This window comes from Streptomyces sp. NPDC090798 (genome assembly GCF_044768965.1).
Lineage (GTDB): Bacteria > Actinomycetota > Actinomycetes > Streptomycetales > Streptomycetaceae > Streptomyces.
Map to the genome: position 1 here is coordinate 253,679 of NZ_JBIVXA010000007.1, position 20,585 is coordinate 274,263.

20 protein-coding genes and 1 pseudogene are annotated in these 20,585 nt (G+C 67.8%); 13 read left to right on the top strand and 8 right to left on the bottom strand.

The features are described 5' to 3' along the window. The first annotated feature begins 2 nt into the window (after window positions 1-2). From ACIQTP_RS17920 to ACIQTP_RS17930, 3 genes are all read left to right on the top strand, one after another. The gene (locus ACIQTP_RS17920) at window positions 3-383 is read left to right on the top strand and encodes a ferredoxin (RefSeq protein ID WP_403400860.1); all 381 of its coding nucleotides are present in this window, start codon (window positions 3-5) and stop codon (window positions 381-383) included. A gap of 76 nt (window positions 384-459) precedes the next feature. Then, the gene (locus ACIQTP_RS17925; RefSeq protein ID WP_403400862.1) at window positions 460-1,242 is read left to right on the top strand and encodes a hypothetical protein; all 783 of its coding nucleotides are present in this window, start codon (window positions 460-462) and stop codon (window positions 1,240-1,242) included. 114 nt (window positions 1,243-1,356) lie between these two features. Then, window positions 1,357-2,535, top strand: coding sequence for an acyl-CoA dehydrogenase family protein (locus ACIQTP_RS17930; RefSeq protein WP_403400864.1), 1,179 nt, complete (start codon window positions 1,357-1,359; stop codon window positions 2,533-2,535). Window positions 2,536-2,603: 68 nt separating this feature from the next. Here the strand turns inward: ACIQTP_RS17930 and ACIQTP_RS17935 are convergent, their stop codons facing one another. The 4 genes from ACIQTP_RS17935 to ACIQTP_RS17950 form a co-directional block, all read right to left on the bottom strand. Further along, the gene (locus tag ACIQTP_RS17935; RefSeq protein ID WP_403400866.1) at window positions 2,604-3,110 is read right to left on the bottom strand and encodes a hypothetical protein; all 507 of its coding nucleotides are present in this window, start codon (window positions 3,108-3,110) and stop codon (window positions 2,604-2,606) included. Then, window positions 3,044-3,577 (bottom strand): hypothetical protein, encoded by a 534-nt coding sequence (locus ACIQTP_RS17940; protein WP_403400868.1) that lies wholly within the window; start codon window positions 3,575-3,577, stop codon window positions 3,044-3,046. The genes ACIQTP_RS17935 and ACIQTP_RS17940 overlap by 67 nt, the downstream gene beginning before the upstream one ends. 3 nt (window positions 3,578-3,580) lie before the next feature. After that, the gene (locus tag ACIQTP_RS17945) at window positions 3,581-4,606 is read right to left on the bottom strand and encodes a hypothetical protein (RefSeq protein WP_403400870.1); all 1,026 of its coding nucleotides are present in this window, start codon (window positions 4,604-4,606) and stop codon (window positions 3,581-3,583) included. Between the two features lie 61 nt (window positions 4,607-4,667). Beyond that, a complete protein-coding gene (locus ACIQTP_RS17950) occupies window positions 4,668-4,829 on the bottom strand; it encodes a hypothetical protein (RefSeq protein WP_403400872.1) in 162 nt (53 codons plus the stop codon). Between the two features lie 141 nt (window positions 4,830-4,970). Here ACIQTP_RS17950 and ACIQTP_RS17955 point away from each other — a divergent pair, with 141 nt between their 5' ends. The 3 genes from ACIQTP_RS17955 to ACIQTP_RS17965 all read left to right on the top strand — a co-directional run bounded on the left by ACIQTP_RS17955 (window position 4,971) and on the right by ACIQTP_RS17965 (window position 6,399). Further along, on the top strand, window positions 4,971-5,342 hold the full coding sequence (locus ACIQTP_RS17955; protein WP_403400874.1) for a helix-turn-helix domain-containing protein: 372 nt from the start codon (window positions 4,971-4,973) through the stop codon (window positions 5,340-5,342). An 11-nt stretch (window positions 5,343-5,353) separates the two neighbouring features. Beyond that, window positions 5,354-5,908, top strand: coding sequence for an ImmA/IrrE family metallo-endopeptidase (locus tag ACIQTP_RS17960; RefSeq protein ID WP_403400876.1), 555 nt, complete (start codon window positions 5,354-5,356; stop codon window positions 5,906-5,908). A gap of 110 nt (window positions 5,909-6,018) precedes the next feature. Next, window positions 6,019-6,399, top strand: a complete 381-nt coding sequence (locus ACIQTP_RS17965; RefSeq protein WP_403400878.1) for a hypothetical protein — start codon at window positions 6,019-6,021, stop codon at window positions 6,397-6,399. A gap of 129 nt (window positions 6,400-6,528) precedes the next feature. On the opposite strand, the gene ACIQTP_RS17970 is transcribed toward ACIQTP_RS17965, so the two are convergent. Continuing rightward, window positions 6,529-7,110, bottom strand: a complete 582-nt coding sequence (locus ACIQTP_RS17970; protein WP_403400880.1) for a hypothetical protein — start codon at window positions 7,108-7,110, stop codon at window positions 6,529-6,531. Between the two features lie 624 nt (window positions 7,111-7,734). On the opposite strand from ACIQTP_RS17970, the gene ACIQTP_RS17975 reads away from it, so the two are divergent. The 3 genes from ACIQTP_RS17975 to ACIQTP_RS17985 all read left to right on the top strand — a co-directional run bounded on the left by ACIQTP_RS17975 (window position 7,735) and on the right by ACIQTP_RS17985 (window position 11,045). Then, window positions 7,735-7,998: a helix-turn-helix transcriptional regulator gene (locus ACIQTP_RS17975; protein ID WP_403400882.1), complete on the top strand. Its 264-nt coding sequence runs from the start codon at window positions 7,735-7,737 to the stop codon at window positions 7,996-7,998. 159 nt (window positions 7,999-8,157) lie between these two features. Then, window positions 8,158-9,039, top strand: coding sequence for a DUF6083 domain-containing protein (locus ACIQTP_RS17980; protein WP_403400884.1), 882 nt, complete (start codon window positions 8,158-8,160; stop codon window positions 9,037-9,039). A gap of 536 nt (window positions 9,040-9,575) precedes the next feature. Next, on the top strand, window positions 9,576-11,045 hold the full coding sequence (locus ACIQTP_RS17985; RefSeq protein WP_403400886.1) for a UvrD-helicase domain-containing protein: 1,470 nt from the start codon (window positions 9,576-9,578) through the stop codon (window positions 11,043-11,045). A gap of 562 nt (window positions 11,046-11,607) precedes the next feature. Here the strand turns inward: ACIQTP_RS17985 and ACIQTP_RS17990 are convergent. The 3 genes from ACIQTP_RS17990 to ACIQTP_RS18000 form a co-directional block, all read right to left on the bottom strand. Beyond that, window positions 11,608-13,245: a choline dehydrogenase gene (locus ACIQTP_RS17990; protein ID WP_403400888.1), complete on the bottom strand. Its 1,638-nt coding sequence runs from the start codon at window positions 13,243-13,245 to the stop codon at window positions 11,608-11,610. 16 nt (window positions 13,246-13,261) lie between these two features. Beyond that, window positions 13,262-14,425, bottom strand: a complete 1,164-nt coding sequence (locus ACIQTP_RS17995; protein ID WP_403400890.1) for an NAD(P)/FAD-dependent oxidoreductase — start codon at window positions 14,423-14,425, stop codon at window positions 13,262-13,264. A 127-nt stretch (window positions 14,426-14,552) separates the two neighbouring features. Continuing rightward, complete coding sequence (locus tag ACIQTP_RS18000; protein ID WP_390930974.1) at window positions 14,553-15,575, bottom strand: helix-turn-helix domain-containing protein; 1,023 nt, start codon at window positions 15,573-15,575, stop codon at window positions 14,553-14,555. A 178-nt stretch (window positions 15,576-15,753) separates the two neighbouring features. On the opposite strand from ACIQTP_RS18000, the gene ACIQTP_RS18005 reads away from it, so the two are divergent. The 4 genes and pseudogenes from ACIQTP_RS18005 (at window position 15,754) to ACIQTP_RS18020 (ending at window position 20,483) form a co-directional block, all read left to right on the top strand. Continuing rightward, window positions 15,754-17,295, top strand: coding sequence for an aldehyde dehydrogenase family protein (locus ACIQTP_RS18005; protein WP_403400893.1), 1,542 nt, complete (start codon window positions 15,754-15,756; stop codon window positions 17,293-17,295). A gap of 952 nt (window positions 17,296-18,247) precedes the next feature. Continuing rightward, a pseudogene (locus tag ACIQTP_RS18010) lies at window positions 18,248-18,523 on the top strand (electron transfer flavoprotein subunit alpha/FixB family protein); the annotation flags it as partial. A 206-nt stretch (window positions 18,524-18,729) separates the two neighbouring features. Continuing rightward, the gene (locus tag ACIQTP_RS18015; protein ID WP_391057990.1) at window positions 18,730-19,689 is read left to right on the top strand and encodes an ABC transporter permease subunit; all 960 of its coding nucleotides are present in this window, start codon (window positions 18,730-18,732) and stop codon (window positions 19,687-19,689) included. Beyond that, window positions 19,689-20,483 carry an ATP-binding cassette domain-containing protein gene (locus ACIQTP_RS18020; protein ID WP_390931853.1) on the top strand — a complete coding sequence of 265 codons (795 nt, stop codon included), beginning with the start codon at window positions 19,689-19,691 and terminating at the stop codon, window positions 20,481-20,483. The genes ACIQTP_RS18015 and ACIQTP_RS18020 overlap by 1 nt, the downstream gene beginning before the upstream one ends. Window positions 20,484-20,585: the final 102 nt, after the last annotated feature.

Consider the following 20,585-nt stretch of genomic DNA (forward strand, 5'->3'; position numbering starts at 1 on the left):
CGGTGACGACAATGACATCCCAGCAAGAACTCATCCGATTCCTGGAGGACCGCTTCGAGTGTGCGCAGGCCTGCGCCGAGGCCGCCCGTGCCTGTGCGCTGCGGGCGAGCACGGTGGATCCGGACGGGCCTCGGGAGCAGGAACTCGTACGGCGTAAAGGCCTTCTGTGTGTGGAGGTGTGCGACGCGACCTGCCGTGTGCTGGCGGAGGAGGCTCGCCGGGACACGGCCGGCATCCGCGTCCAGGTCGAGTGGTGCCGTACCGTCTGCCGCGAGTGCGCGGACGTCTTCGACGAGCACCCGGGTGGGCAGGACAGCGCCAAGTCCTGCCGGGAGTGCGCCCAGGCCTGCACGGACTTCCTCGCCACCCTGAGCCGCGCCTGAATCCCTGGAGCTCCGCCTCGGAGTTCGGATACGGCCTCGTTGACGGACCGGCGCCGCGGTGCGGACGATGGCCCGCATGCGATTTCTGCGGCGCGTTCGGAACGATCTCTCCTCCGGCGAGAACCTGGAAATCTACGTCACGGCGCTGCTCTCGCTGACCCTGGCCGTGCTCGGCGCTCTCGATGTGGCCGGCGGCAAGGTACTGGCCGCGGCCACCCTCGCGACCCTCGCCCTGCTGGCCGGAGGGCTGCTGGGCAGCCGTCGGCAGGTCGCCGAGCTGGCGGCGGAGGTACGTGCCCGCGCCGCCGGCGACATCTCGGCGGAGGACTTCTTCAGCGGCGACAAGCCGGAACTCGTCCAACAGATACGTGGGGCACGGGACATCGGCATTGTCGGAGTGACCCTCGCGCGCACCCTCCGCAACTCGATCGACGAGCTGGAGCGTCGAGCCGTATCCGGATCCGTGATCAGGATCGCGCTCATCGACCCCTCCGGCACTGCGCCCGCCGAGGCCGCGCGCCGCAGCACCATCCCCCACCGGCCCGAGGTGTACCAGAACCGCCTGCGCACCTCGATCGACCTCCTGCGAGAACTGCTCGAGAAGCCAGGGGTGAGGGACAGGGTCGAGGTGAGGTTCCTGCCGTTCGTGCCGGCCTTCGGGCTGGTACTGCTGGACCCGCGGCGACCGGGCGGCATCATCCATGTGGATGTCTACTCCCACAGCTCGGCCAGCGGGGACGCCGTGTTCACCCTGCGCCCCGACCGCGACGGGCACTGGTACCAGCACTTCCAGGCCGAGTTCGACCGTGTCTGGGAGTACGGCCGCCCGGCCGACGCCTCGGACGGGTTCCCGGGATGAGGGGCCCCCGGGAGGGTCGCGGTCGGGGCGCCGGTGTCTTCGGCATTCACAATTTCTGAAACACGTTCTACGGTGTGCGCCGTCAGGTCCGGCCTTGGGGAGCCAGGAGGCGCCGTGCATCTCGAATACACGCCAGAACAGCAGCGGCTGCGGACCGAACTGCGCGGCTACTTCGCCGAGTTGGTGCCCGACCACGCCTACGCCCGATACGACGACCCGGCCGCCCAGAAACGGTTCTACCGCGAGACGATCCGGCGGCTCGGGAGGGACGGCTGGCTCGGGGTGGGCTGGCCCACGGAGTACGGCGGGCGCGGGCTGACCCCGATGGAGCAGTTCATCTTCTTCGACGAGGCCGCCCAGGCGGGCGTACCGCTGCCGCTGATGGCGCTGAACACCGTCGGCCCGACGATCATGCGGTTCGGCACCGCGGAGCAGAAGGAGTACTTCCTGCCGAGGATCCTCTCCGGTGAGATCGACTTCGCGATCGGCTACAGCGAGCCCGACGCGGGGACGGACCTGGCGGCGCTCAAGACCAAGGCCGTGCGGGACGGCGACACCTATGTCGTCAACGGGCAGAAGATCTGGACCACGAACGGCGACACGGCAGACTGGGTCTGGCTCGCCGTGCGCACCGACCCGGACGCCCCACCCCACAAGGGCATCACCATGCTCCTCGTGCCGACCTCCGACCCCGGCTACTCCTGCACCCTCATCAACACCCTCGCCTCGCACGACACCACCGCCAGCTACTACGAGAACATCCGCGTCCCCGTCTCGCGCCGGGTCGGCGAGGAGAACAAGGGCTGGCGGCTGATCACCAACCAGCTCAACCACGAACGCGTCACCCTCGCCGCACACGGCACCATGGCGATCCGCGCCCTGCACGACGTCCAGCGCTGGGCCATGGACACCAAGCTCGCCGACGGCCGTCGCGTCGCCGACCTCCCCTGGGTGCGCCGACGCCTCGCCCGGACCCACACCAGGCTTGACGCGATGAAGCTCCTGAACTGGCAGATGGTGAACGCCGTCCAGGAGGGCACCCTCACCCCGCAGGACGCCTCCGCGGTCAAGGTGTACGGCTCCGAGGCCCGCCGGGACGCGTACGCCTGGCTCATGGAGATCGTCGCCGCGCCCGGCGTCCTCAAGGAGGGCTCCACGGGCGCCGTCCTGCACGGCGAGCTGGAGCGCGGCTACCGCTCGGCGGTGATCTTCACCTTCGGCGGCGGGAACAACGAGATCCAGCGCGAGATCATCTCGTGGATCGGACTGGGGATGCCGCGGGTCCGGCGTTAGCCTGATGTGACGAGGATTTTTAGTTGGCACAAAAGAGGGATAGTTGGCACCAAGATCGCCATCACTACTCAGAGGTGACGGCGCATCTCCTCAATGCAGGCTGCTCGTGCAGCGGTTGATCGGTCGCGGGGGTAGGCGGAGCCGAGGTTCATCCCCTCGTCGGTCCTGATGGGCGGCTGCTGCCAGGCGAGACTCATCTGTGCGCCGGCTTCGGCGCGGGCCGTGGCGACGAGGGTCGCGTACGGCCCTGCGACGGACGATGCTTCGATCTGGAGCCATGCCTGGTGGAACGCCATGCGCGCCAGCAGACTGCTGACCTCGTCCGTGAGTTGCTGCCGGACCAGGTCCGAGGACGCCGGGCGGCGTCGTATGCGGTACGGCATCTCCAGGTACTCCTCGACCGCGGTCAGGGCTTCGGCGAAGGTCTTCGCCCGGTGCTCCCGTCTCACTGCCCGCTGGTTGAGGGTGTAGGTGAGGAAGGCGCCGAACACGGCGATGAACGGGACGATCAGCGCGGTGGTCTGGGACCAGGTCCACGCGCCGCACGTCGCCGCTGTCGCCGCGATGACCTCCATGCACCACTCCCCGGCATGCCGTGCGGGGCGTCCTCAATCAACCACTGGCCGTCGTGCTCACCGCCGGTGAGCCGCCAGTAGTGTTCGAGGAACAAGTGTGTGCGGACTATCTCGATGAGGTCCAGGAGTCCCTTCGAACTCGTCCACCGTCGTTCTTCCGGATCGAGCGGGTGCCAGAGGCAGAGGGCGTCGTCGCCGGTGTACCGGTGCTTTGAGGAAGCCCCCGGATTGGCGTGGACGCGCGGGAAATCCTGGGGCTTCTGGCCGTAGGTCGGATAGAGCGGGTTCTCGTAGAACCTGATGCTGACGTCGATCGGGTCGGGCTCGCCGATGACGTCGAGTCCGGTGAGTTCGTACGTCAGTGAGCCGCGGCGATACGCGTGCCGGAGGTCGGAGCCGAAGCGCAGCCGGGCGTCGCGTTCGAGCGGGGCCCACCAGACAGGCTGGACCCCGTACCAGGACGGCATGGCTCAGCTTCCCCAGGCCCGGGTGGGCGTGACGAGCCCGACGGCGAGCCCGAAACCGGTGGCGGCCGTACCGCCCGAGCGGACCGTCGATGCCAGCCGGGCGGCTTCCTCCTGCGTGGCGTCCGCGTCCGGGACGAGCTCGGGGAGGACCTGGTGGAGGGCGTGCTGGGCGCTGAGCGGGCGTCCGGCTGCCTCGTGCTCGATCGCGAGGTCGACGTAGTCACGCGCGGTGCACAGGCGTTCGTGGACCTCGCGGCGCGTCATGTTCAGGGGGATGGGCCCGGCCACGTGGGCCGGGTCCGGTGTCGGGCCCTTGTCGATCTCGTCCGCCGCGTAGGTGAAGAAGACCTGGAGCGCGTTGATCAGCGGCATGGGTTCGTCGAGGCACCCGAGGCCGAGGGCCTTGATGTTCCAGGAGCACATGGGCTTGCTGTGTGTGCAGTTCCAGTGCTTCAGCAGCCGGACCGTACGGGCGAACACGACCTTCGTGTCCGTGATGGCCTGGAGCACCATCTGGGTGTGCGTGGTCGGGTTGGCGCGGTCCCACTGGTCCGCGATCTTCGTGTTGGGGATGTACAGCCCGCGGCCGGAGGGGTGCGGGAGCGCGGTCATGACGTCCGCGGTGAAGTCGTCCTGGCCCTGCGTGACGGGGTCGCCAAAGCGTACGAGGACGGCCCGGCGACGGCCCACAACCTCGACGGTCAGCTTCCGGAACTCCGTGTCGAGGTCTTCATGGATCACGTCACGGACGATCTCCATGAGCGGCAGGGCGCTCTTCTTGCCCGGACCGTACGGCTCGACGTCCTTCTTGCTGAGGACGACCCCGAGGTCGACGTCGGTCAGGGGCGTGTTGGCGTCGCCGTGGGCGACGCTGCCGTTGAAGTAGGTGGTCGATCCGGGGAAAGCCCGGCGTGCGGACGCGGCCAGGAGTCGGCGGCGGCGCTTGGCCTCGTCGAGTTCCTCGTCGGTCACCTGGATCTTGCGGCGTCCTTCGTCGAGGAGTTGCGCAAGGGATTCTTTGCGAACCATCGATACCTCCTTGTCCGCTGGTGGGAGACGAGGGGGACGTCTCCCACCAGCACGAGACCTGCTACTTCTCGCGGCGGACGCCCTTGAACGCGCCGCCTGCCTTCCCTCCCATGAAGCGGCCCTTGTCGCCGCGCTTCGTCCACGTGCCGGTCCGGGGATTGAGGACCTGACTCCGCCGGGAGACGCTGCCGCGTCGGAAGCTCCTGCCGGTGTTCGTAGCCATGACGCCACCACCATTCATCGGAGAACTACCTGATTGCGAGATCGGTACTGCTATCGATCTTGCAATTGGAAGGGTAGGGTCTCACTTCGACTTTCGCAAGTGGTACCTGATGTGGAAGTATGCGGGTGAGAGGAGGAGATCATGAGCGAGCGGAATGCAGCAGGACGGTTTGACGCGGTCGCGTTTCACACGGCCCTGGACCACGCGCGTCAGGAGCGAGGTCTTCTCTGGAAGGACGTAGCTCAGGAAGCAGGCGTCAGCGCATCGACATTGACGCGGCTGGCCCAGGGGCGCAGGCCGGACGTGGACGGACTCGCAGCCCTTGTCACATGGGCGAACCTGAGCGCGGACGACTTTGTTCGCCGGACCGATGAGCCGCGTAGTCAGGACACGCTGACCAAGGTGGCTACGCATCTGCGGGGCGACCGCAACCTCACGCCTGAGGCTGCGGAAGCTCTCGAAGCCCTGATCGCCGTCGCCTACAAACAGTTGGTGACTGATCAGCCGGAGTAGGGGAGCTCCCTATGTCGTTGCGTCACGGCTTCAAGGCTGAAGCCAACCGCCTGGCGGTGCAGATGCGGAGAGAGTTGGGGTTGCACCCCGCCTCGCCGCTTGCGCCGGCACGGCTCGCTGAACACTTGGCGATCCCGGTCAAGACATTCAGTTCCGCGATAGTGGACGACGCTCGGATCGAGCGACTTCTCACCACCGAGCAGGAAGCCGTGAGCGCACTCACTGTGCATGCAGAGACACGGCGGCAGATCTGGGTGAACGACTCCCACGACCCGGGGCGTCAAAACAGCTCGACCGGCCACGAAATCGCCCATGCGCTCTTGATGCATCCGCCCGGTCCGGCGCTCGATGTCCGCGGTTGTCGGCACTGGGACGGAGAGATCGAAGAAGAAGCGGACTGGTTGGCCGGCAACCTGCTGATCACCAACGAGGCAGCGTGGTCCGTCGCCAGGAGAGGGCTGAGTCCTGAGGTGGCGATGTTTCGGTACGGAGTGAGCAGGAGGATGTTGACCTGGCGCATGAACATGACCGGCGCCAGCGGTCGTCGGGTTCGGTCGGCCAGCTGAAGGCGCGACGGCGGCTCCCGCGACACGCGGATTGCGGGTTCGATGGTCGGAGAGGCCGATCGACCAAAGGGACGATTCGACTTGAGGTCGTTTGCCCTCGGACCCACGACATGGAGGAAGGTCAGCTGATGGAAGACGCCGGAGGCGCCGACCGGATCTCCCCTGCGGAAGTACTGCGGGCGCGCTACCGCAACCGCCTACCACGAACGCTGGTCGAACTCGTCGGCCCCTCTCAAGGTGTCGTCGATCTGCCGCTGCATGTGGTCTGGTCCGGAGTTAGCAGTTTTTCTGTCGAGCGGCCCAAGGCGTGCATGAGTCTCTATCGAATCGTGCTTGCCGAAGGGCAGCGCCAGGATCTGATTCGTTTCCTCAACAAGGACTTGCTGCTCGCGCAATGGCCAGTGCTGAGAAGGCTGGTGAGCCGCCATCTCCGCGAGGTATGGGAGGAAGCTTTCCCTGAGCTTGCGCAAGCGGCAGGCGCCCCGCGGTGACATCTTCACGGCTAACACAACATCGGCCGGGAACGAGGTCTCGTCCCAACTGGCCTGAGGCATTGCGGCGTCGCAACGTATGGTGCCACACAGCGCCCGACACGGCGGATCGGTAAGCGTCCCGGGTAATCAGTTGCTTTCATTGGTGACGGACTCGGGGTAAATGCCATTCGGTCCCAGCGTCCACGAGAGGTCTCCCGCTTCGGGTGCCACATGCCAGGTCGTGAGGACCCCGGCCTCCACCAACTGGTTGAGTAGCGAAGGAAGCGCGGCGGCAGGAAGCCCGCACTCTCGCGCGATCTGGTCCATGTCTGTCATTCCGTGATCGCTTCCTCGGGTAGTGCGGGCGACGAGGAACAGGGCGGCGAGTTGAAGGAGCGGGATGGAACTGGCGCGTGCGCGGCAGACGCTGCGCATTGCCCAGTCGGCGGCGCGGATCCGGTCGGGCCGAGCCGGGTGCTGAGTGAGTAGGCCCGCGTCGAGAATCTGAACTGCAACTGCGCGCTTGTCGGAAGGAAGTGTGCGCAGAAGTCCTGCTTCGTTGAGCTCATGCCACGAATCAGTGGCAGATGCGAGTCGAAGGCTGCGCAGCACTCCATGAGGCAGCCTTACTTGAGCTGATTCGTTCATGCGCAGTGCACACTGCAGAGCGAGTATGCGGGCGTCGGCTCCCGTTTCGGCAGGCAGGGCCGCGGCGAGATAGTTGAGCATCTCGCGTACCCGGGTCTGGCTGTCGGGCCCTTTCGGGTATCGCCTCCGTCGAGTGTTTGCTCGTCCGGACGTCGTAGCCGCGGCGGTCAGGATCACGTCGGGGACCACGGTTGCTTCCGGGGTGGCTGCGGCACACGCGGTGCACGCGTCGGTGAGTCGCCACAGCCGTCCGCCCCGCTCGCGCGCCAGCAAGAGCCGGACGGGACCCTGGCATCCGCGATGGCGGCGGTGCCAACAGCAGCCCCGCTCGTGGCACTGGCATGTCCGCAGATGTGTCGGCACTGGGGACCTGCGTGCGTGCAGGGCCAGGTGGGCCAGGGCCTCGGCGCGAGCCGAGGGGCCGTCGAGCGGTCGGCTGCCGTGGGTGCACTGCTGGCACACGAGAACCGGGCCGCCAGGCTGTGGGCGCAATTCCACTGTCCACGTGCGCCGCACTCCAGGATGGGTGAAGTGGAGCCTCATGGCGCGTGTGCTCCTCCTGTCATTTCCACGCGGGCCCCGTCGGGCTGGGATCAGCCGCACACGCTAGTGCAGACCCCTGCCCTCCGCTGAGTCGCTCGCCAGTGGAAATTAGGGCAGAGGTCTGCACTGACAGGGCAGGTGTCTGCACCGTCGGATGGTCAGGTGACGATCTTCCCGCCCGATCCGGACTTCGACGCTCTGCGTCTAGAGCTCGCCCGGCTGCGCGCGGGGAGGGGATGGACGTACGACGAGCTGGCCGCCCGGAGTGGCCTGGCCAGAAGGACCCTTATCGAGATCGAGCAAGGTCGCACCGTCGGCACCCTCAACACCTGGCACGCCCTCGCTCACGCGCTCAGCACACCTCTCGACGAACTCTTCGGTGCCCTCTGTCGTGGTCACGAACTGCCCCGACGGACGGACGACTGACGGACTTCCGGGGCCTGCTCGGCGATCACCCGATCAGGTAGGTCGACGCGAACGTTTGGTCGATGCCTCGAATGTGCGTAGCCGTAGATGGGGCCGTTCGGTGGACCCCATCGGCCTGAGCGTCGCTCGCGCGGTGTGTTGCCTGGCACCTTCACGCGCATGTACTCATCATCCACACGCCGACACTGCGACAGTAGTTCCGTTCAGGGCCGCCGACGACGCTCTTTGCGTGTCGATCCCGACAGCCCGACCCGACTTCTGCGCTGCGCCCAGCGCGACCGTTGCCGCGAGTGCGGCAACCCTGTCGAGTGGTATCAGCGAGTTCGTGACTGCCCCGTCCGGCTGCATCCGCGGGAGTTGCCGGTGGCCGAGGTCCCCGCTGACTACCGCTGGCACGTCAGTTCCGGCCTCGCCTTTCCCGCAGGGGACGGCAGCGCCTGGTGCCGACTGGCCCACGCCGTCATCTGCCCCGCCCGCGGCGCCACCTCCGTCATCGCGCCCACCCTGACCGGACTGCGGCGGGCGTTGGCGGTGAACACGCGTCGCCTGACGAACGCGGGCGCCTTCATTCCGGCCGCAGTCTCGGAACGGCCGGCGGTACAGCAGGAGGCCTGCCGACCCGCGAGACCCATCGTCCAGATCCTGTACGTCCGCTACCTCGCCGCACGCTCCGTGGACGAGATCCGGTGCGTCGCCCAGACACGGCACCGAGACCGCTGCACCCGCACGATGCTTGCTTCAGACGGCCCCGCAGGTGTCTGGACTCTGGTTCCTGCGACAGCCACGCAAGGACAGCTCGCCCTTCCTGCTGAGGTGATGGCTCTCTACGACCTCTCCTCCCTGCCGTACGCCGAGCAACTGCGCTGGCGCACGCAGCGCTGCCCTCAGCACGCCGCCGCCCCGACGGCAGCTGATCTCGCACTGACCGACTGGGAGCCCTTCGACCCGCTCGTCCACCATCCCTACGTGAACCCTCGGCTTCCTACCCATGGACGCCGACCACACCCGGACGGTGAGGCGCGGAAGGCGGTCCGGCGATGAGACGGCAACACGCTGTTGAGATCATCCTGACCAGGCCAGTCACACGCGGAGAGCTTCAGCAAGCCTGCCGTGCGGTGCCGCTCGCAGCGAACGCCGACCACACCCGGCTGATGACCGTGCGCCACGCCAAGTCGCCCGGCCAGGCGCTGCGGTCACTTCGCGGGGAGCTTGATCGACTCCTGCCCATCGACGTGCTCACAACTCACTACCCCGACCGGTCCGGCCAAGTTCTGCTCCATGTCGCCCTTCCTCGTACCACGTGCTCGACGGTCCGTCAGGCTGCGGCAGCCCGGGGGCAGAAGCCCGGAGTCTTCCTCGGCCGGGCCGTCGTAGCGGCTCTTCAACGGAACGAGCGGGAACGCACTCGGCAACTGACCGCGCAACTCACGAACCTCCTCGCCCACCACGCACCTGAAGACGTGCTGGCCTGCGCGGCCCACGTCCTGCTGCGCAGCCGCGACCCGGCTTCCCTGCATTCACACGACGAGAACAGCTCACAACCGACCCCTTAGCCCATCTCATTCGCGGAGCTCCTGTTGCACACACTCACTGACGAACAGACCCACGCCGTCGACGCCTTCCGCGACGGTCAACACCTGGTGCTGCAAGCCGGCGCAGGCACCGGGAAGACCAGCACACTGTGCCTGCTTGCCGCGAGTACCGACCGCCGTGGCCGCTACCTCGCCTTCAACAAGGACATCGCTACCGACGCGGCAAGCCGATTCCCGCGTTCCGTGCTGTGCAAGACCGCGCATGCGACGGCCTATGCAGCCATTGGCCACCGCTTCGCTCGCCGCCTCAGCAGTCCCCGCCAACCTGCGTGGCGGATCGGACAGGCCCTCGGCATCAGGTCCCCCGTCCGTATCGGTGACCACGAGATCAGCCACAGGGCGCTGTCCCACGCCGTGCTGCGTACAGTGACCCGCTTCTGCCAGTCCGCCGACCAGGCTCTGGCACCCCACCACGTACCGGTCCTGCGCAGACTTGGAACACCGGCTGAGCATGCCCAACTCGCCGCCGCAGTCATGCCGTTCGCCGGGAAGGCTTGGACAGATCTACGGAATCATGAGGAAGGTGTGGTGCGCTTCGAGCACGACCACTACTTGAAGATGTGGGCCCTGACCGAACCGAAGATCGACGCCGACTTCCTGTTCCTCGACGAAGCCCAAGACACCAACCCTGTGCTTGAGCAGGTCTTCGCCGCTCAACGCGGCCACGCCCAGCTGGTGATGGTCGGCGATTCCGCCCAGGCCATCTACGGGTGGCGCGGTGCCCGGGACGTGATGACAGGCTTCGACGCCACCCACCTCACTTTGGTCCGTTCCTTTCGCTTCGGCCCTCTCCTCGCCGAACAGGCCAACCGTTGGCTCGCGTTCACCGACGCGCCGATCCGGTTGACCGGCACCGACACGATTCCGACGAAGGTCGGCCCGGTCGCCTGTCCGGACGCGGTGCTGTGCCGCACCAACATTGGCGCCATGACTGAAGTTTTGAGGCAGTTGGAAGCAGGTCGTCGGGTGGCTCTGACACGAGGTGGACAGACTCTTGTCGCGCTGGCGCTCGCTGCCCAAGACCTCAAGGACGGTCGTCGCACTTCCCACCCTGAACTGGTTCTTTTCGCCTCCTGGGGTGAGTTGCAGGACTATGCGGAGCATGATCCGGCAGGGCGAGACCTTCAGCCCTTCGTAGAACTGGTCGACACGCACGGTCCCGAAGCCATCATTGCCGCCGTCGGCGAGCTGACCGACGAGAGCAAAGCCGAGGTCACGGTCTCCACGGCGCACAAGGCAAAAGGCAGGGAGTGGCCCGAAGTCAGAATCGCCGACGACTTTCCCCCGCCGCCGGACAGCGACCGCCAGGACGACAGCGGCCGTCCGATCCCGGAGCCCGTGAGTGATATCAACGCGCGCCTCGCCTATGTGGCTGTCACTCGCGCCCGCCGTCAGTTGGACCTCGGAGGGCTCGCATGGATCGAGAGTCATCCAGGTGCTGTCGAAGGTGTGTGACGAGCCGAAGCGCAGGGCTAGCCGCTAACCCGGCGCCAGGGTCTCGTGCTGGGCAGTGGCGGGCGTTGGATCGAGAGAACATTGCTGGTGGTATAGGAATCCAAGGCCCCTGACCTGTACGGATTATGCGATCGGTGCTCGTTGCAGCTTCGGCAGCGGGGGTCCGTAACGCTGACGTGCATCAGATTCTTGGTCTGCTGGTGGTGCACCGCCTGTGTGTCTCTGACCAGTGCCGATGCGGGATGCGGAGGTTGGGTGGCGGACGCTGGCCCGTCCATGGTCCGGATCTTGGTTCAGGGCGAGGGTGGGGCGTGTCAGCTCGGGGCCATGCCCGACATGGAGGCCGCCTCGTCCGCTGACTTGACCGCGATTCGCATCATCCCGGCGTCGCCTGGCATTGGGGACCTGTCTCGGATAGAACCCGGCGTAGTGGCCGAGTATTGCGGCCGGTTGGTCTTCTCGCAGGTCAGAGCCTGTTTCTGAGTCCGAAGAACGTACGCCGGGTCGAATCCGGGTCGAATTTTGCCGTGTCAGTGCAGGGCTGTCGTCCGACCGCCCTTGCCTATCGCGTCGCCCGGTAGGGCAGTGCGTCGGACGGCGCCAGCGGGAGCCTGCCGCGTATGCGGTCCGCGATCTTCTCGGCCATCATCATCACGGGGGCGTTCAGGTTGCCGGTGATGACCCGCGGCATGATCGACGCGTCGGCGATGCGCAGGCCCGGCACGGCGTTGACCCTGCCCTCGCCGTCGACGACGGCGTCCGCGTCGATGCCCATGCGGCAGGTGCCGGACGGGTGGTAGGAGGTGCCCGTGGCCCTTCGGACGAATGCCTCGATGTCGCGGTCGCTGGTCGCCTCCGGGCCTGGGTTGAGCTCCACCGGGGCGAACTTCCGCCAAGCGGGCTGGCGGAGCAACCGCTCCCGGACGAGCCGTACGCCGTCGATCATGTCCTTCAGGTCCGTTGGGGACTCGTAGTGGTTGAACACCGTCAGGGGCGCGTCCGCCGGGTTCTTCGAACACAGCTTCACGTAGCCGCGGCTCTTGGGACGGGAGAGGTCCATCCAGAACTGGAAGCCGGGCACCGGCACCAGCCTGCCGTTCCTCAACTGCCGGGTGAGCGGAAGGAATTCGTACTGCATGTTGGGGAAGTCGGCGTCGTCGCGGGTGCGCAGAAACGCCCCGGTCTCGAAGAAGTTGGTGGTGCCGAGGCCCTTGCGCAGCAGCAGCCACTCCGCGCCCAGTCTGGCCCGCCCCAGCATGCCCAACTCGGCGGTGAGGGAGTCCTCGTGGCGGGTGCCGTACTGAAGGTCCACACCGGGGTGGTTCTGCAGATTGCGGCCCACTCCGGGGATGTTCACGGCCACGTCGACGCCGACCTCGCGCAGATCGTCGGCAGGACCGATGCCCGAAAGCATCAGCAGCTTGGGCGTGTTGACGGCGCCCGCGCACAGGATGACCTCGCGCTCGCAGGTGACCCGGCGCGGCCCGTCCGGTCCGGCGAGTTCGATGCCGACGGCGGTGCCGTTCTCGACGAGCACTCGCGTCACCAGGGCCTTCGGCAGCACTGTGAGGTTCGGGCGGTGCAGCGCCGGGCGGAGGTAGGCGCGTGAGGCGCTCCACCGTACGCCGTCGTGGATGAAGGACTGCGCGATGTGCAGGCCCTCCTGCCGGTGGCCGTTGTGGTCCGGTGTGACGTCGAAGCCGGCCTGTTCGCCGCCGCGCAGGAACGCGTCGTACAGCTTGTGCTCGGCCTTGGCGCGACTGATGCGCAGTGGGCCGTCGCCGCCGCGGAACGCGTCCGGGCCGTCCTCGAACGTCTCCATCCTGCGGAAGTACGGCAGGCAGTGGGCGTAGTCCCAGTCTTTGAGGCCGTCGGCCGCCCAGCCGTCGTAGTCCATCGGGTTGCCGCGGTTGAAGATCATGGCGTTGATCGACGACGAGCCGCCGATGACCTTGCCGGCCTTCTCGTCGATCACCTTGCCGTGCAGGTGCGGCTCGGGGCCTGACTGATAGCCCCAGCCGATGCGCTTGTTCTGGTAGACGAAGGGGAGACCGCCCGGCATGGTGATGAACAGGGTCCGGTCGGAGCCGCCGGCCTCCACCAGCAGGACCCTGGTCGTGGCGTCCTCGGTGAGGCGCGCGGCCAGGATGCAGCCGGAGGAGCCGGCGCCGACGACGATGTAGTCGAACTTCAACTTCACTGACTCCTTTGGCGATTCAGATGATGCCCTGCTCGCGGAGCGGGGTTCCGTCCACGAGGCGCTGCCAGCCGAAGCGGGTGAGGTCGATCGTCTGGTACGACCCCTTCACCAGCAGCTCCGCCATCGCGCGGCCGCAGCCGGGCGCGTGCATCAGGCCGTGGCCGGAGAAGCCGACGGCCAGGTGGAAGTTGGCGAGGCCGTTGGCACCTGGGCCGATGATCGCGTTGCCGTCGAAGTCGTTCTGGTCGTACAGACCGGGCAGCGTGCTGGTGCAGCGGGTGCGCTCGAACTGCGGGAAGCGGTGGGCCAGCGCGGGCCACACGGCGTCCTCGAAGTAGCCGCGGTCGATGTCGAAGTTGTAGCCGCGCGGCTCTTCGAGCGTGGGCACGCCGCCGGAGTAGCCGCCGCCCTCCGGGCGGAAGGCGAGGCGCTGGGTGTCCTTGAGGTAGGGGAGCGGCTCGATCGGGTCCTGGGACTCGAAGTAGTGCTCGAAGCGGCGCAGCGGCTCGATGGGCACCTTGACGCCGACCATCGCGCAGACGTCCTTCGCCCAGGCGCCGGCCGCGTTGACGAACTGGGCCGCTGTGATCCGCCGCCCGGACTTCAGTACGGCGGTGGTGACGTGGCTGCCCTCGCGGATCAGGCCGGTCACCTCGTCCGCCACGAACTCGGCGCCGAGCGACTTCGCCTTGTTGCGGAAGCCCATGAGCACGCTGTGCGGGTCGAGCCAGCCGTCGTCGGGGGAGTGCACGGCACAGCCCAGGTCGTCGACGTACATGGACGGGAACTTCTGCTTCAGCTCGTCCGGTTCGAGCCAGACCACGTTGCAGCCCTGCTCCAGCTGGGTGTCGAAGTTCCTTTGCAGCGTGGCGCGTTCGGAGGGCGGGACGATGAACAGGTAGCCGTTCTTCTTGAAGCCGATGCCGGCCTCGACGCCGTCGACCGCCATGGTCTCGGGGAACTCCTCGAAGAAGTCGATGCTGTACTTCGACAGCTCGATGTTCTCCGGGAGGTGGAACAGCCGCCGCACTCCGCCCGACGCCCGAGGGGTCGACGCCAGGTCGTAGCGGGGATCGCGTTCCACGACGGTGATCTCGGCGCTTGGATCGAGGATCTTCGTGTAGTAGGCGACGGCCGCACCGATCGCTCCGCCGCCGATAACGACGATGTCGGTTCTCATGCCAGCTGACGGTAGGTCGGGCCGTCCGGCGGCCGCATCCACGGCGGAGAGGAGAGATTTCCAGGGTGTTCGACTTCTGTCGAATCCCGTGTCGAAGCCGAAGCCGATGACGAAGCCGGGCGGCGCCCTATTCGCCGACGCTGCGATAAGCGGCCAGCCACAGTGCCAGCTGCAGGCTGGTCCGGCCGGCCCCGGACCGCAGGTCGACGCCCGTCAGCTCCGTGATCCGGTTCAGGCGGTAGTAGAGCGTGGTGCGGTGGACGTGCAACTCCTCGGCCGCCGCGGTGACCTCTCCACCGTGGTCGAGGACGACGCGGGCCGTCGTCATCAGGTCGTCGCGCGGCTGGTCGAGGAGCGCCTCGGCGCCGGGGTGCACCTGCGCGACGGTCAGGGAGTCGGAAGCCTCCACAATGAACCGCCAGGCTCCCAGCTCGTCCCACGAGGCGCTGTCCAGTCGCGCGCCGGCGGCGGCGGCCCGGCGGGTGGCCGCCGCCCGGCGCACCGCTTCACCGAGTTCAGCCAGCGGCACCGCGCCGCCGCTCGTCGCGTTCCGTACGCGGCTGCCCACGACGTGTGCGCTCATGGCACCGGGCAGTGGCCAGCCGCCCGCCGCCGGCGGAGCCTCGACCTGCACCCGCGCATCGGACGGCAGATTTTCCAGACGAGTGAGTTCACGTGCGGCGTCCTCGTCCGGGGCACGGAGCAGGCGATCGATGAGCTCGTCGCGCTGCCGGTGCCGCTGCTCCGCCGATCGGCGGGTCTTCGCCATCGCCTCGGCGGCGAGCTCCGCGCAGTCCACCAGCGCGGGAAGGTCGTCCTCGGTCAGGGTGCCGTCCGGATCAAGGACCCACAGGAAGCCGATCGCCCTGCCCTCGTGCCGGACCGGCATGCACCACCGCGCCCACATGTCCGCCTCGGGTATCGCGGGCGTGTGCACCGGCTTCGTCGCCTGGGTGAGCTTGAGCCGCCGCACGACCGCGGCGGCGGGTGGCTCCACGCGCCGGTCGAGAATCGTCCTCATCCGCGTGCCGTCGACCGCACCGCGGGTGCTCCACCAGACGGGGTGCTGGTCGATGTCCTCGATGAGCACCGACAGGCCGACCGCGGACGCCAGGTCGTCCACCACGGCCTGCATGTTGACCGGTTCCATCAAGGCTTCCTCTTTTCCTCCGTCGGCCCGTGCACCGGCTTCACAACCCGGGGACCTGGCCGATTCGACAAGTGTATGAAGGCCGGTCGAAGATTCCACACCGCCGCCGAAGCCCAGAGGCGTACGACGCTCCTAGGGTCGAGCCACACCGGATCGACACCGCCATCGGAGCCCTGCCATGACCGAACCCGCCGCGGCTCTCGCCGAGGTCCGCGCCGCCGACTACGACGTGCCCAACCTCATCGGAGGCCGTGAGGTCCGCACCGGACGCACCCTGCCCGTCGTCACCCCCCACGAGCATGCCGTCGGACTCGGGCAGGTGCACTACGCCTCGGTCGAGCACGTGGCCGAGGCCGTCGCGGCGGCGACCGACACCTCGCGCTGGTGGGGCCGGCTCGGCCGGGAGGAGCGCGCGGCACCGTTCCTGCGGGCGGCCGACATGCTGGAGAGCGGCGGGCCGTGGCGCGAGCGGCTCACCGCCGCGGCGATGCTCGAACTGTCCAAGACCCGGGAACAGGCCGAGGGCGACGCGGTCGCCGAGACGGCCGAGTTGATCCGTGCCAACGTCGAGAACATGCGGGCGATGTACGACGTACAGCCCTTCTCGCCGAAGGGCGTCCGCAACCACGTGGACTACCGGCCCCTGGAGGGCTTCGTCCTCGCAGTCTCGCCGTTCAACTTCGTCTCCACGAACAACCTCGCGTTCGCGCCTGCTCTCCTTGGCAACACGGTCGTGTGGAAGCCGGCCGAGAGCGCCGCGCTGACCGCGCACCTGTCCCTGCAACTGCTGCGCGAGGCCGGCCTGCCCGACGGGGTCGTGAACGTCGTCCACGGGAGCGGCGCCGAGCTCGGTCCGGCCGCCCTCACCCACCGGGACCTCGCCGGGGTCCACTTCACGGGTTCCACCGCCACCTTCCGGCAGATCCTGCGGACCGTGGGCGAGAGCGTCGACGGCTACCGGAACTACCCGCGTGTGGTCGGTGAGACCGGCGGCAAGGACTTCATCATCGCCCACCCCTCGGCCGACGTCGACCCCCTTGCGGTGGCCTGCGTCCACGGGGCATTCGACTACCAGGGGCAGAAGTGCTCCGCACCGTCGCGGCTGTACATCCCGCGCAGCCTGTGGCCCGCCCTCAAGGAGCGGCTCGTCGAGCTGACCCGGCGCCTCGTGGTCGGTGACCCGACCCTGCCGCGGACCCACATCGGCGCCGTCATCAACGCCCGCCAGCATGCCAAGCATGCCGAGGCCCTGGCGAGGGCACGGGCCCAGAACCTGGTGGTCGTGGGCGGCACCACCGACGACTCGGTGGGCTGGTTCGTCGACCCCACCCTCATCGAGGTCGGTGACCCGCACTCGCCGTTCATGACCGAGGAGCTTTTCGCACCCGTCACGGCCGCGCACGTGTACGAGGACGCCGACTGGGAGAAGACCCTGCGGCTCGTCGACGAGTCCACTGCCTATGGGCTCACGGGCGCGGTCTTCGCCGACGACGAGGAAGCGATCGCCCAGGCCGCCGATGTCCTGAAATACACCGCCGGCAACTTCCACATCAACGACAGGCCGACCGGTGCCGTCGTCGGACAGCAGCCGTTCGGAGGCTCCCGCGCCTCGGGGACCAACGACAAGGTGGGCACGGTGTGGAATCTGATCCGGTTCACCAGCCCCCTGACCGTCAAGCGCCCTGAGCGGCCGGAGCGTGCCCCCTGGCCGGCGGCCTGATCCGGCCGCCGCACCGGCGCGGGCCCCGGCAGTCCCTTCCTCCGGGACTGCCGGGGCCCGCCCCTTTTCTGACGCGGCCGCGACGCGGGCGGTGCTCACGTAGGCCGGCAGACAGGCGGTGACGCGGAGGCCGGCGGGAGCACTACCCGCTCGGCGCCGGGCCGGAGGACGTCGACCACCTTGCCGCGCACTTCGGCACCCAGCGGCAGCACGGGGCGGACGCGCACAGGATCGAGCCGTACGAACGCGACCGACCCCCACCCCGAGCCGCACCCCGCCGATCTGGCTGCTGCGGTCCTCTCGCCTCGGGACGGCCGGCTCGGCCTCCAGGAGAGGTCGCTGCCGGAGTACGGGCCGCCGAGTACGTCGTCAACGCGGCCGGTGCCTGGATGTAGGACCTGTCGGCCAGGGCCGAAATGCGGCTGCCCGTCGAGCCGAGCCCCGCCACGAGCACTGCGGGAGAGGTTCGCGGACTTCCACCACCTGCCGTTCGCCATGGACGTGACGAGCCCGACTGCCCACGCCCACCGCGTCCCCGGCACCGGCACCGGCACCGGCGAGGCGAGGTAGCGCAGGCAGTGGACGGGGTTGTGCGACCGGAAGCGCCCACGACGGCGGCATGATCCTCGGACCTTGAGCGGGGATGCGCTGACCCGACTGCGCTTCTGCACGGCGGCCCCAGGCCGCGACGTCGGTAACCCCTTTGTTTCCGGATGAATACCACCGAGCTCGTTTCGAGCAGCCTTCGACAATTGTGGAAACCAGGGCGCAGATCTCCATCGTCCGTAGATGTCGCGACCGGACGCACTGCTCCACGATGGTCTCCAACTCGCCGCGGTTTTCCAGAACGCGGAATCCGGCAGTGACCTCCCCGGCGCCCTGGTCCTGCGCCTACCCACGCCCAACGCTGAGAGGGGTGTTCTGATGGCCGCAGCCTCCACCGACCCACTGCGTCGAGGCCCTCGCCGGCTCCCTCGGCGCGGCCGTGGGTGCCTCGCGCGCCGCGGTGGGGACCGGCTGGTATCCGCACGCCAACCAGGTCGGCCGGACCGGCAGGTCGGTCTCGCCGCAGCTGTACATCGCCTCCGGCATCTCCGGTGCGATCCAGCACCGCGCCGGTACGCGGACCTCGAAGACGATCGTGGCGATCAACAAGGACGCCGAGCCCCCGATCTTCGACCTCGTCGACCACGGCATGGTCGACGACCTCTTCGACGTCGTCCCGTAGCTCACCGAGGAGATCACCACCCGCAGGGGCTGAGAAGAGCGCGGTAGCGCGCCGAGCCGGCACCGTGCCGGCCGTTCTCGTACGCGTGCCGAAGCGCGTAGGGGTCTGCCCTGGACTCGACGTACTCCTGATGATTCGTCAGCGCCGGAACAGCTCTAGTGATGGGAGAGAACGATGCACGTTTTTTCGCAACGGGGGACCGCGCCATGAGTGCCACGGTCAGCGATACCTCACGCGCGTCGGAACGCCAGGCCGAGGCGCGCGTCGCGCACCGTGCACATCCCGGCTGGTGGGTTCTGGTCGTGTTCGTCGCGCTGTGCGCCGGGGGCATCATCAAGATGCTGTTCACGAACCCCAATCTCCAGTGGGACGTCGTGGGCCAGTACTTCTTCAGCCAAAGCATCATGAAGGGCCTCCTGCGCACCCTTGAGCTCACCGCGTTGTCGATGGCGCTGGGCATTCTGATCGGCATCCTCACCGCGGTGATGCGGCTGTCGCCGATCCCCATCCTCTCGTCGATGGCCTGGGCCTATACCTGGTTCTTCCGGGGGACGCCGCTTCTCGTCCAGATCATCTTCTGGTACAACCTCGCCGCACTGTTCCCGAGGATCGAGCTGGGGATTCCCCTGGTCGGCCCGGTGCTGTGGTCCGGTGACGCGAACGTCGTGGTGACTCCGTTCGTCGCCGCGCTGCTGGGCCTTGCCCTCAACGAGGGGGCCTACATGTCGGAGATCGTCCGCGGCGGCATCCAATCCGTCGACCACGGTCAGCAGGAGGCGGCTGTAGCCCTCGGTATGCGCAACAGGCGGGCGCTGCGGCGGATCATCCTGCCCCAGGCGATGCGCGTGATCATCCCGCCCACGGGCAACCAGCTGATCAGCATGCTGAAGTCGACGGCGCTGGTCAGCGTCACCTCGATGCCCGAACTCCTCTACTCGGCCCAGCTCATCTACCAGCAGACGTTCCAGACGATCCCGCTGCTGATCGTCGCGAGCGTCTGGTACCTGATCGTGACCAGCGTGCTCAGCGTCGTGCAGTACTACATCGAGCGCCATTACGCCCGCGGGGGACGCCGTGAGCTGCCGCTGACGCCCTGGCAGCGGCTTCAGCGAACATTCGGCAGCCTCCAGGCGAGGATGCGGGCCCCCGAGACCAGGAGGGCATGATGACGACAAGTGCGACCGATCGGCCGGCCGAGCGCGAGATCGTGCTCCGGGCCATCGGCATCCGGAAGCGATTCGGTGCGAACGAGGTCCTCAGGGGCGTCGATCTGACCGTCGAGCGCGGTGAGGTCATGTGCATCATCGGTCCCTCGGGCTCCGGAAAGAGCACGCTGCTGCGCAGCCTGAACCACCTTGAGGAGATAGACGCGGGGAGGGTCGAACTCGATGGGGAGCTCATCGGCTACCGCCAGCGGGGCCACCGCTATGTGACGCTGCCGGAGAAGCGGCTGGCGGCCCAGCGGGCCCGGATCGGCATGGTTTTCCAGTCGTTCAACCTGTTCCCGCACATGACCGTGCTGCAGAACGTCATCGAGTCGCCGGTGGGGGTGCTCAAGCAGCCGGTGGCCGAGGTCAAAGCAGCTGCACTGGAGTTGCTGGCCAGGGTGGGGCTCGCGGACAAGGCCGACGCCTACCCTCGACAGCTCTCGGGAGGTCAGCAACAGCGAGTCGCCATTGCCCGTGCCCTTGCGATGAAGCCGCGGCTGATGCTCTTCGACGAGCCGACCTCCGCGCTCGACCCCGAACTGGTCGGGGAGGTCCTCGACGTCATGCAGGGCCTGGCGGGCGACGGACTGACGATGGTGGTGGTGACCCACGAGATGGGTTTCGCCCGTGAGGTCGCCGACTCGCTGCTCTTCATGGACGGTGGCGTCGTCGTCGAACGAGGCCATCCGCGAGATGTGCTGCTCAACCCGCAGGTGCAGCGGACCAAGGACTTTCTCTCCAAGGTCCTGTGATCCGCGGCCCTCCGTTTCGCGCGCTTTTTCCACGTGCCCAGTCCCGCGCCTATCACTCGTTCGCCAACCGTCGCGGACCTACACAGGAGGTTCCCGTCATGT